The organism is Flavobacterium sp. CLA17 (assembly GCF_013112255.2).
In the GTDB taxonomy this organism is placed as follows: Bacteria; Bacteroidota; Bacteroidia; order Flavobacteriales; family Flavobacteriaceae; genus Flavobacterium; species Flavobacterium circumlabens.
On sequence record NZ_CP068294.1, the window covers coordinates 2,467,830 to 2,479,959 of the forward strand.

Genomic DNA, 12,130 nt, shown 5'->3' on the forward strand with positions numbered 1-12,130 from the left:
ATTTTTAGGTCAATTTCTAATGTTAATTAAAATCATCCAATTTTATTCCATTTTTTTTTATAAAATTCTAATATTCTTTAGTTTAATTTTACTGTCTTTTAAACGCATAGTGATTCCTAATCAGGCATTTTCAAAGTACCATTAATTTTATAACACTATTGCAAGCTCTTTGGGTTTATTCATAAAAAACTTCTTTATCCCAAATTTTCTTTCCGAGATAGTTACCGCAAAAATCGTAGCGTTTTATGATGGCGTTTTCAGGATTTCTATTGTAGTAAAAAAGCAATATTTCATTGACTGTAATTTTTATACGGCGGTATCTTATGCCGTCACAGGCATCTGTTGAACAAATATTTATAGAGGTTGTCTTCAGGATGATTTTTCCGTTGGCATCCTTTACCTGATCACGTACAATTATTTTTTTGTGCGGTAATTTCCAAAAAAGAAATTTTCTGTCTTTCTCTGTCCGTTCTGATTTTAGTGTTACGTTAGTAGAGGAACAGGTAGGGTCAATAACATATAAAGTATTTGCTGGTATCCCTTTGGTTTTACTGTTGGCATAAAGACTAAAAAAACTAAATAGTAGTGATAGTATTAAACTCTTTTGCATCTTCTTTTTTTATATCAAGTAAGTTTACTGTAATTCTAACTTCTGTTCGTTTTACGTTAGCCCTTCTTCTGGCGAATATAAGCTATATTTTAACTGATTTTTTTCAAAAGAAATAATTTGGGATACTATTTTATCTCTTGTATTACTTCCTTTGTTAGTAATTATAATTGTGACAAAATAAAAAACAAAATCAAATTTGTCACGTTTTTTTTGTGACAAATTAATAATTAGATTTTTTTTTGTCACGCTTTTCGTGACAAAGTGTAAATTGTAATTAAATTTGTCACAAGAATGAAATGTAATATCTTATAAAGCATCGGGATGAAAAAAGATAAAAATATTGGAGAATTATTGGGGATGCAGCAAGAAGAAATGGCCATGCTGCTGCGGGTCACGCGCAGCCAATGGGCAATGTATGTATCAGGACAGCGTGGTCTGCCTCCGGAAGCGCAACTCAAGCTGGCTGAAATGTTCGCTTTTATAGCCCAATTAGATAAAGAAGAGAAAGTTGCTTTACCCCCTGCAAAGCAGCAAGGATCAAAGAAAAATAATTTTTGGGAAGGTAAGCTGATTGATAACCAGCTCAATCAGGCCCGTGTAGCGGCGATACTCAAAAAGTATAAGGATAAATATGAGCAGGCAATGATCGCCTGGAAGCTCAGTAATTTTCTGTCCACTAAAGAACAGGAAACCAAATGGGAGCAAGAACTTTTGCAGCACATTAAAAACAGGGCAGAAGCGGTTATGCAGAAAAATGGCTTGGAACTGCAGGAGCAGTACGAATTTAAACTTCGGTTATTGCAACACGAGGAATTGTTGCTGAACGAGAAACTATCAGGTAAATAAAAAAAATCTAAGCGATTAGCTGTGACTTTACAGCATAAATTTTGATTGATTAGGGTGGAATACCCCGCAATTGGTGACCTTTATAGAGTATACCATAAGTATATTTATTTGTTTAAAATTTACTATATATACTTTTTTTCTTACAATTTGTTAAAATTATTGTAAATTATTTCTGATACAAAACAACGGATATTGATTTTTATTAGTATTGCAGGAATAATCAATAAAATTAAAAAATCATGGGGTATTCCATTAAAAGAATTACACAAGTAGCAGACTGCGACGTCTTATTGACATGGGCAGCAAGAGAGAAAGCAGATTTGGATTTTGAACTGATGTCTGAAGATCGTTTAACCGATAAATTTGAGACTACTTCAGTAGAAGTAGAAGCAATTTTACAAGGGGTACTGGCCGAGCTATTGGCGCTAAGAGTAGCAGTAGTCATGTTGCCGGAAGGGAAGGGTAAAAGGGAGATGAGCGTAAGGATAAAAAAATTAGAACACAAACAATTCTTACTCGAAAACCGTAAATTAACCTACGGGCTTCTGGCCTTGCTGCAAAAAGAGCTGGATATTCAGCGTATCGAAAACGAAATAAAAGAAGTAGACACTTTTGTAGCCGAACTAACGGCCCATAAAGCGACTTTGTAAACTATTCGTTTGTAGAAGAAGAGGGTTGTCCTGGTTGGGACAACCCTTTTTTTTGTGGATGTTTTATATCGAATGTAGTTCTATGAAAATAAATAATTAGTGCTGACTTCATTTACCGTAATTAATATATCGGAGCGATTTTCTTACGTATTTAACTGGTAGACAATTATATCAAATTGATTTGTGTGCATTTAAGGTAAACTCATAATGGATCACAAAGTTAAAATCAGGTAATTCTACCTAGAATTTTGCAGGATATAATAATTAGATTTGGTAATATTTTATTGTAATAACATAATCATTAAGCTCATTAAAATAATTTCACAGGGACTATTTTTTAACTTTTAAAAAATCGCTCCGTATTTGTATTCGACGATTTTATAAAATTAAACAGTTTAAACTTTAATACGATTATTATGTTTGACAACGTAGCATTTAATGTGTTTATCGGATTAGTTTTTGTTTTTCTCCTTTATAGTTTATTAGCCACTATTATACAAGAAATAGTAGCCCGATGGTTGAACTTGCGTGCAAGAATGCTTCAGAAAGGTATAAGACGAATGCTTCAGGATGAAAATGTTACCTATAAATTGACTATCATAAAAATTCCACTGGAAATATGGAAAAATATTGTTCGTTTTTTTGTGCCCTTTTCAGGAAATGAACACTCTTTTTTCAAAATATTTTATAACTATCCAACTATCAAATATCTTGCAGAGAGCAGTTGGAACAGCAAACCCTCTTATATTGATGCGTCCAATTTTTCCGAAACGATAGTATACCTGCTTCAGGGGAGTCAGGGAAGCGGTAATGCTAATGCTGCAGAACAAATAAAGCATGTTCTTTTTACCTGTAAAAATGTTCGCGGAGTGGATGGCAAACAAGTTGATATCGATAAAGAAACCTGTGAGCATCTGGGCAGGCTCTGGAATGATGCCCAAGGAGATATTAATCAGTTCCGGGTTAATCTGGAAACCTGGTTTAACCGGACTATGGACCGCGTTTCGGGTTGGTATTTAAAACAAACCAAACTTATGCTTTTTGTTATAGGGTTAATAATTGCATTTAATTGCGAGGTAGACTGTATTGCAATTTACCGACTTTTGGCCAAAGATGATAACGCGCGAAATAATATGGTGCAGCTTGCCGTTAGCCATGGCTCCCAACAGAACACAACAAGTGATAAGACAGATGATAAAATGCTCAGAGAAGCCAGCACAGCTGTTCAGGCCGATATCGATCAGGCTGGACAAATACTCTCGGTAAAAGTAGCAAATAGCGACAGTTGTCAGGTTTGCCATTTTTTTCAGAAACAAAGAGCAGTCCTTGTTGAAGCAGAAAACAAACTGATTAAAAAGAAAGACAGTACTTCAGTCATTTTTAAAAAGAATAAGAACCAACAGGCCGAGCTTTCGTTACTCATTAAAAAGTATGAGCCAGCCTGTCGTAATTTGCCACAAGCCAGCCTGTTTTCCTGGGGTTACTTGCTTACAGCACTTGCTATTTCCTTTGGATCTTCATTTTGGTTTGATTTATTAAACAAGTTGATGCAGATACGCGGAACAGGCGGTAAACCCGATGATAAAACTGCAACTGGTACAGATAAGACTTCACCGCCCGTTAAACCTGTTGGCTAATGAAAACTTTTGTAAGTAAATATCTGAATGCGCGTATTGGCACTGCCTCAGTAAACGCAAAGATCCGGACTTATAAAAGCCCGGGCGAACGTATTGTTATTGATTCAGTAGTTATCGGAGACGACATTGAAGGTAATGCAATATGGTATCTTAACAGCGAAGACCTTTGTTATTATTGGAGCGGAGGTATTGATGAAACTGAGTTTGCCATAAAAGATACCTCATTTGGTTCAGACCGTAAAAAATCGATGCTAATAATGGCTGAGGCAAAGGACTATTTTTGGAGAAAGTACAGGGATGAAATACCTGAACTTACAGGTGTAACAATAGAATATAATGATGTTTTTTCACTCGTTTTTCAATATTTGAACCTGCAAAATTCAGCTATACCGGCTATACTTTATTTTAAAGGATTTACAATTCCTACAAGTATGGTGATAGCCCCGAACAGTGAGTTTCATTTTATACTTGGGAGCAGTATTTCGCGCAGAGGAATGGAGCAATGGGGCAGTAGTGGTATTAAGTTGCGTGGTACCATGACCGGCAACGCCGGAAATTATCTGTTGACGAACTATCATGTGGCTGCCGTTGATTTCATGGAGAAAGATATCTTCATTTATTCTTATGACAAAGACAGCCAGTTTCGGTTTTGCAGTATGCCCGCATGGTTTGACAATCCTAACAGTACAAATGAAATTGGATGGCTTTACTCAGGTCTTTTCACTGATTGGCATGATGTGGCCTTAATTTACTTAAAATCAGATTTGGATATGAGGAACGTAACATTTGACGGAACAGAAATAAATGGTCACATAGATATATTTAATGATCCGGAATATGAGAGAAAACATGTGGTACTATTCGGCGCAAAAAGCGGAAGGAAGTCAGGACATATTTTATCTGTAAATGCATCACAAAGATTTGCACAGGGAACAAAAAGTTATTATAAAGAGAATCTCATACAGATCACTAATACCAGTAACCCAGGTGATTCAGGTTGCCCGGTACTATACAATCAACAGCTCATAGGCTTACTTGTAGGATCGGACACATTGTCCAGTTATGTCTTGCCTATACAGCGTATACTGAATAATTTTTACTTAAAACTCTAATTTTATGAGCAAAACTCTACTCTTTTTTATCGTTTGCGTATTTAGTATTGCTGAGTGCAATGCCCAAAAAACTATCGTTTATATGAAAGTACCTAGCAAAGAGGTACCAGCTCTTGCTGCCGGGGAGACATTTATAATAAATAACATTCCCAATACAACCAAAGCTGATAAATTGAGGCTTTTTTACAATGGAGGTACTGAAATCAAAGGAACAAGTACTGGCTCGGGTACAGAATTAAGTAAAACATTTGCTATACCTTCTGACACTAAAGATTTACAATTACAATTTGATGACAGTGCTCCTTATTTAATTAGCTTAGTGACGGGTGCACCAGTTGTACCTCCACATGGTGGAAGCGGGAACGGTGCCACGTACGTTATTAATGATGAAGACTATTTAAACAGGGCAATTTGGGCCGCTATTCAGATGGACGCCTATATTTATCAATACAAGGATAATCCTAATGATATGAATGTAACAGAGTTAGATAAAATCTTGTCCCGATATATTAGCCCTAGTCGTCTTAATGATATTTATGGAGGCGATTATAATAATTGGTACAGTACAAATCCATTTGTAACAAATGTTAATTTTTTTGGAAACAAAGGACTTAACGCACTTTACCCAGCACCAGATCCAGCGCAACTTCATAACGCTCTATCAGCTATCGGGGGAATGGATGTTACAAAATACGTTCAGGCCTTTTCAGATTTTTTACGGGACCGTATTAAACAAGAACTTACCATCGCTTATCTTGAGAAATTTAAGGAAGCTCTTGAAAAAAATAAGGAAATAAGAGAGCTACTACCTAAGACCTGGGCAACTTTTAAAGATAATGATATTTTTAATCTACCAAGTATGGGGGCTACTTATAAAGACGCCTTTGCTGACGATCTGGCTAATTTAATGCCCAATTTTATTACTTATGTAAAGAGGTATCGTTTTGAAAATATGGCATCTGGAAACAAAGAAGTTTTTATCATTGGCAGTGCGATGTATACTTTTATTAATCAAATGGCTATCGGTAACCATCCCTCAACCGCAATGCATACTATCGCTTTGCAAAACCCCTATAAAGGAGATTTGACCAGTACTTATATTATTGCCGTAACTGATATGTTCTCACAGAATCTAATGGCGAAGGACGATGATCGATGGATTGAACTCCAAACGGTTGAAAAATTAAATCCTGATATTATACGTATTTTCTTTGCCCTTCTCTATGATAAATATCCCGAACTTTTTGACGATAAACACTTATCAGGTAAATTGATTGATCTTGCGAACGATTCAAAGCTCAATCAACGTTTTAATGATATTTATAATTTTGTTTTATTGGCACAGAATATTGATCAGCGTATCAAAGAGTTTGATACTATGAAAAAAGCACTGGAGAAAAGCACAGCCGCTGAAAGAAAGGAAGCAGCACTTGATTTTTTTCTGACTAATTCTGATTTTTTAGTAGATTTGGTTAAGAGTACTTTTTCAGTTGTTAATCCTGAAGATGTATATGACGAAAAGTATGCAAAGATCATTTCGGGAGTTACGGATGCTATTGACATTGCAAAATCGGTACGTTCAAATAATTTACCAAAAGCAACCAATGCAGCCATTTCACTTATCACCACGGTTGTTGGTTCAGAAAAAGATAATAAATGGATTCAGTCACTTAAAAACATCTTAGCTTTTACTAATGATGTAGTTGCCGCAAAAACTTCAGATCAGATAAAAGCAGTGATTGAAAATTATGCTGAACCTGTACAATCTTATAAAGTAATACGCAAATCATACTTCTCGGCAGCACTAAGTGCTTATCCTGGACTTTACTGCGGTACAGAGGCAAATAGTCAAACTAAAACCAAATTATTTTCAAATTTTGTATATGGTGTGACCGCTCCAATTGGTTTAGCTTTTGGGTCAGGGAACAGTGATGAAGACAGCGGATCAATAACAGGTTTCTTTAGTATTGTTGATATTGGTGCTGCTTTAAGCTACCGTTCTAATGATACCAATACCGATATACCGGATAAAATTACTTTAGCGCAAATTTTTGCTCCGGGATTCCATCTTGTTTATGGTATAAAGAAAAGCCCACTGGCACTAAAAGTGGGTTACCAATATGCCCCTCAATTACGTGATATTAGTACAGAATCTATAACCGTTGAGGACGCAAGTGTATGGAGGTTAACTGCAGGGATCTCAGTTGATATTCCAATTTATATATTTACCAGTAAACATTAATACAAGATGAGAAACTATTTAATACTCTTGGCAATATTTATGACAGTAACAAATGTTTACTGTCAGGATAAAATAAACTTTTCGGCATTTGCTCCTACCAGTTTAGACCAGAATAAAGGTACTTGTTTTGCTTATGCGGCTTCCTATACGGCACTTACTATTAAATTTGCGATAAAGATGGAAATAAACTCTGCACAGGATATTAATCTTAATGCTTTTTCATCTGCATTTACGGCCTCCCGTATACAATCTGAGAAAAACTTTTTTAAACGGTTGTTTACTTCTTGCAGCATAGGAGGCAATATTGAAAAAGCAGCAGCTGTTCTTGTGAAGTACGGTGCTGTTCCGGTTAGCAATCAACTATGCTGTTATACGATTCCAAAAGCGGAACTGACCTTAGCAGCTAATTATGCAATTAAAGGTTATACAACAATAATAAAAATTGATACTTCACGAGAAGATTTCGCTAAGCTGATGGATGTGATTAAACCATATCTGCTTAAAAAAGAACCTGTAATCTGTGCCATCGCTCAAACAGAATCCCTTCGAAACAATAAAGATTTGATCTATCAGATCAAGCCGGAAATAGATGCTAAAAACGATTATAAAGAATCGAACCACGCTATTTGTGTCGTTGGATTTGATGATACCTTAAACGGCGGATCGTTACTAATTAAAAACAATTATAAATCCTTTGGAAGCAATGGTTTGTCGTGGATCACTTATAAAGATTTTAATAAATATTTGAGCTATGCCATAATTTTAGAAGATTTTGTTTCGACAATTTCTGACTTCCCCCCCATAAAAAAATACGATCCTTCTGAGATCTATAAATGAAAAGATAAATGATTTTTATTATAATTAAATGAGATTAAAAAAAATACTGGTTAAGAAGGCGCATTATAAAGTAATAGAAAAAGATAAGAGCATATTGGCTTATAAAGTCGACTGTAGCCCATTGACAGGAGATCTTATTCCCAATAGAATAGTGTTTTTCAATACTTACAGAAATATTTCTAATAAAACCTCCGTAAAAGTCTTCTGACTCTTTGCGGATTTTTTGCCTTTTTAGAACTTATAAATTTGGCAAAAGTCTCCTCATTTTTCTTTTATAGATTACTTCTTTATTTACTATTTACTTTTAGTTCTTTAATAAAATCGGAGGGTTTCATTTTGGTATAAGCGGTAAAAGCTCTTGTAAAGGTCTGTACACTATTATAGCCACAGATTTCAGATAAAGCCTGTATGGTATAATTTAAAGTTTTTTTGTCATTTTCTAATTGATTCAATATATATTCTATTCTTAAAGTATTTATATATTGCGTAAAAGTAATGTCTTTTATGGTGTTGATCACCTTAGACAGGTACTTTGAATTAGTTTTAAACTCAGCCGCAAGCATCTCAATAGTATATTCTTTATGAATATATCTTAACTCAGATTCAAATTTTTGAAGACAATCTAAAATATGGTTAATGATATTTTCGTCCATATTATCGATTGACGCTTTTTTGGTAACCCTTTTTAGGGATTCGTTAGTAAGGATCATTTGTTGTTCCCTTTCCTTAGTGTAGGCTTCAAACAATTGCCTTTGTTTTTCGACTTCTTTTTGTCTTTTTTTGTTATTGCTGTACAATAAGCTGAAAAGGATTATAACTCCTAAAAACAAAAATAGGATGGTAAGTTTTAATGAAAGTTTTTCGGTCTTTAAAGCCATCAGGCTTTGCTTAAAGGATAATACTCCTTCTGTGTCAGATTTTTTTGCAAGTGTGGCAGTGATATATTTATAATCACCATCCAGCACTTTATCTGCTTTTATAAACTGATCGGAGTAAAAAATAACTTCCCTGTACTGGTCTTTGGCTTTATAATAGGCAATCATTTTTTCGTACGCCGGTATAGTGATTAATGAAATATCATGTTGCACGTTAAAGATCGAATCTACTTTTTTATAAAAGCGTACGGCCTGATCACTTTGATCAAGCTTTGTATAAGCCTCTCCGATATAAAAGCAGTTCTCAGCATAATTAGAAAAATCATTATTTTTTTTAAAATTTACCAAGGTACTTTTTAAATCTGCGAGGGCAGCAGTGTAATTTTTCCGCTGTAAATAATTTTTTCCCCTGTTCGCAATAAAATAGGGCAGATAGTAATCGCCAAAATCATAATTCCCACAGGCATGAATTCCTTTTTTTGTTAATTGCTCAGACATTTCAGTATTCCCTGTCCAGTTATAGAGTTCTGCTAATCCTGTAAGATACCTTAGGTAATTTCCATCCTGAATCTTTTCCGCTCTGGCTAGACATTTTTTGTAGATGGGGATTGCTTCACTATAATTACCCTGTGTCTTTTTGATAAGGCCTATGGAGTACCGGATGTTGTTAATCCGCTGATCAGAAAGATTTGTAGTATCCTTAAGGGCCGTCAAAAAACAATTTAAAGATTCTTTGAGCCTTTTTTTATTGTAAAATACGTAACCTCTTGTGAAATAGAGATAGGGAAGTGCTTTTGGATATTTTTGCCGGGCTAAAGTGATGGCGCTATCCGAATACTTAATAGATTGATTAAAATCATCAAAAATTTCAGCCAATAAATCGTACCCGTAAATAGTCTCTCTTGTATTATGCTCACTTTTTGCTTTTAATAAATTGAACTTCCCATAAATTGAGCTCCTGGTAACATTATCGTCATATGAGCTATAAACTTTAGCTCTAAAAGTATCATATGTATAGTTTTTTAAAGAATCAGGTACTTTTAATAGCTTTTGGGAGTGGGCAATAGAGTAGAAAAGGAAAAGACTAAGGACAAACAAAATTTTATTCTGGCGCATATACGATCACTTATTTTATTCTGAACTGCAAACATACGTAATATTCTTACATTTAAATGGTTTAAAACGATTGAATGTCTTTTTAGAAATGACAAGTACTTCTGTAGTTTGAAAAATATCTGATTCGTATAGTGGGTCAATTCCTAAATTGAAACTACCAATTCCTGAATTGATACATACATAGTTTGTACATCCGAAAGTGACAGTATACATTTGTCAGAACAAGATCACAAAAAAAGCGATTACTATGATACAGCTTTGTTTTTCTTTAGCTTTTCCTTGTTGCGTTAATTGCGATCAATTGAAATAGTATTTAATGATGTAGTACTTTGTTAAGAAGGCCAATTGCAAAGGAATAATTTTTTAAATAAATCGCTTGCAAGCAAAAACAAGGGCTATTTTTTGAGGTGTTGGTTAAGTAGCCCGGTTCAGAACCAACCAACCATAAAAAAGCAGCCTTACCCTATTAAATGTTTTCGACGACAGGAGTAAGACTGCAATAATTTAATAATTGCGAATGTATGAAAAATTTAGAAAATTTAGGTTTAGTGGAGCTGAATGCTCAGGAAGTTCTTTCCATTGAAGGCGGTGATGGTTGGTTGAAATGGTTTGTGGAGGAGGTTGTAGATCATTGGGAAGAGATAAAAAAAGGGGCTAGAGAAGGCTGGAATGCCGGTAATAGATAATTAAAAAGACAGAAAGATGAAAAATTTAAATGAATTAAATGTAAATGAGTTAACCCTGAATGAATTAGTAGCAATAGAGGGTGGTAGTGGCTTTTGGGAAGATGTGGCTTATGGAATAGGTTATGTAGCTGGTAAATTAAATCATTCCTTAGAACATATTGAACCACAGGTTTATCAACGATGGTAAAAATTAGTAACTAAAGAAAGAAGTTTTATAACAAAAGAGGCTGTTGTACAACAGCCTCTTTAATAAACTCAACAAACATATGAGGGTAAAAATAAAAAAAAGTGTCCTAGGTTTTGAGCAATGGCAGCTTGTAGTAATAGTACTCCTTTTAAATTTTCTAAATAATTATATTTTTTCAATTGTTGCAAAACACTTTTCAATTTCCTTAAATAAAGGGTTCATCGACAATTACTCTATAACAGAAAAAATAGTTTTATTTATTATTATTGGACCAGTCATTGAAACGCTGCTTTTTCAATATGTGGTAATTGAAATTTGCAAAGATCAAAAAATGGCCTTAAAATACAGCTGTTTTGTGTCTGCCTTTATTTTTGCCTCCATGCATCTCTATAATGTTTTTTATTTTTTATATGCTTTTGTTACTGGTTTACTGTTCGCTTGTTTATACCTGGCGGGCAAGAATGAAAAAAATGCCATCCTTTTACCCTTGGTAACTCACATTATTTATAATGGTATTGGTTTTATAGGAAAGACTTATTTTTCTTAAATTTTAATCATAAAATTTTAATCGAACCATAGGTTCAGCAGCGATGGTAAAACTGATAATTCAGGAAAATAGTTTTAATAAAACAAAAGAGGCTGTTTAAAACAGACTCTTTAACAAAGTCACACAATGGTATTAAAAATAAAAAAAACGGTACAAAGTTTTCAGCAATGGCAGCTTATGCTAATAATAATCCTTTTAAATTTTCTAAGTAGTTATATTTTTGAAGTAATTGCAACACTTTTTTCAAGGTCTTCAGACGAAGGTTTTAATGAAAATTACTCTAATAAAGAGAAACTCATTTTATTTGTTATTGTTGGTCCTATCCTTGAAACTTTGCTATTTCAATACGCAATAATTGAATTTTGCAAACGCAAAAAAATGGCATTACAATACTGCTGTCTTCTGTCTGCCTTTATTTTTGCCTCCATGCATCTTTATAATATTTTCTATTTTCTATATGCTTTTGTTGGTGGTTTAATGTTTGCCTATTTATACCTAGCAGGCAGGAATAAAAAAAATGCAATCCTGATCACTGCAGCAACACATATAATTTATAATGGTATTGTTTATATAGCGAAGGTCTATTTTTCTTAAATTTTTACCCATACAATGAAAAAAACAGTACACTTTTATATCAGGACCTTTTTGATCGTTTCCTTTATATCTCTGCCCTTTGTTTTTTATTGGTTTTACCGATTTAAAGACAACGACATTCAGCTATAAAATATGGATCGCAGCATTTTGTCCCCAATTAATCTACATACTATATTTATTTAAGAACAAAA

General features: G+C 34.1%; 12 protein-coding genes. 10 read left to right on the forward strand and 2 right to left on the reverse strand.

All coding sequences use genetic code 11. The features are described from left to right. Positions 1 to 175: 175 nt before the first annotated feature. Positions 176 to 610, reverse strand: a complete 435-nt coding sequence (locus HAV12_RS10230) for a hypothetical protein (RefSeq protein ID WP_171569553.1) — start codon at positions 608 to 610, stop codon at positions 176 to 178. A gap of 321 nt (positions 611 to 931) precedes the next feature. On the opposite strand from HAV12_RS10230, the gene HAV12_RS10235 reads away from it, so the two are divergent. The 6 genes from HAV12_RS10235 to HAV12_RS10260 all read left to right on the forward strand — a co-directional run bounded on the left by HAV12_RS10235 (position 932) and on the right by HAV12_RS10260 (position 7,934). Beyond that, positions 932 to 1,456, forward strand: a complete 525-nt coding sequence (locus HAV12_RS10235) for a hypothetical protein (RefSeq protein ID WP_171569554.1) — start codon at positions 932 to 934, stop codon at positions 1,454 to 1,456. Positions 1,457 to 1,695: 239 nt separating this feature from the next. Next, positions 1,696 to 2,106, forward strand: coding sequence for a hypothetical protein (locus HAV12_RS10240; RefSeq protein WP_171569555.1), 411 nt, complete (start codon positions 1,696 to 1,698; stop codon positions 2,104 to 2,106). 416 nt (positions 2,107 to 2,522) lie between these two features. Then, positions 2,523 to 3,743, forward strand: a complete 1,221-nt coding sequence (locus HAV12_RS10245) for a hypothetical protein (protein ID WP_171569556.1) — start codon at positions 2,523 to 2,525, stop codon at positions 3,741 to 3,743. Beyond that, on the forward strand, positions 3,743 to 4,855 hold the full coding sequence (locus HAV12_RS10250) for a hypothetical protein (protein ID WP_171569557.1): 1,113 nt from the start codon (positions 3,743 to 3,745) through the stop codon (positions 4,853 to 4,855). The genes HAV12_RS10245 and HAV12_RS10250 overlap by 1 nt, the downstream gene beginning before the upstream one ends. Positions 4,856 to 4,859: 4 nt before the next feature. After that, a complete protein-coding gene (locus HAV12_RS10255; RefSeq protein ID WP_171569558.1) occupies positions 4,860 to 7,097 on the forward strand; it encodes a hypothetical protein in 2,238 nt (745 codons plus the stop codon). A 39-nt stretch (positions 7,098 to 7,136) separates the two neighbouring features. Continuing rightward, entirely contained in the window at positions 7,137 to 7,934 is a 798-nt protein-coding gene (locus tag HAV12_RS10260) for a C1 family peptidase (RefSeq protein WP_171569559.1), read from the forward strand. Positions 7,935 to 8,221: 287 nt separating this feature from the next. On the opposite strand, the gene HAV12_RS10265 is transcribed toward HAV12_RS10260, so the two are convergent. Continuing rightward, positions 8,222 to 9,925, reverse strand: a complete 1,704-nt coding sequence (locus tag HAV12_RS10265; RefSeq protein ID WP_171569560.1) for an AraC family transcriptional regulator — start codon at positions 9,923 to 9,925, stop codon at positions 8,222 to 8,224. Positions 9,926 to 10,446: 521 nt separating this feature from the next. Here HAV12_RS10265 and HAV12_RS10270 point away from each other — a divergent pair. From HAV12_RS10270 to HAV12_RS10285, 4 genes are all read left to right on the forward strand, one after another. Then, positions 10,447 to 10,611, forward strand: a complete 165-nt coding sequence (locus HAV12_RS10270; RefSeq protein ID WP_171569561.1) for a hypothetical protein — start codon at positions 10,447 to 10,449, stop codon at positions 10,609 to 10,611. Positions 10,612 to 10,627: 16 nt separating this feature from the next. Next, the gene (locus HAV12_RS10275) at positions 10,628 to 10,798 is read left to right on the forward strand and encodes a hypothetical protein (RefSeq protein WP_171569562.1); all 171 of its coding nucleotides are present in this window, start codon (positions 10,628 to 10,630) and stop codon (positions 10,796 to 10,798) included. Between the two features lie 79 nt (positions 10,799 to 10,877). After that, on the forward strand, positions 10,878 to 11,345 hold the full coding sequence (locus tag HAV12_RS10280) for a CPBP family intramembrane glutamic endopeptidase (RefSeq protein ID WP_171569563.1): 468 nt from the start codon (positions 10,878 to 10,880) through the stop codon (positions 11,343 to 11,345). Positions 11,346 to 11,471: 126 nt separating this feature from the next. Then, positions 11,472 to 11,939: a CPBP family intramembrane glutamic endopeptidase gene (locus HAV12_RS10285; RefSeq protein ID WP_171569564.1), complete on the forward strand. Its 468-nt coding sequence runs from the start codon at positions 11,472 to 11,474 to the stop codon at positions 11,937 to 11,939. Positions 11,940 to 12,130: the final 191 nt, after the last annotated feature.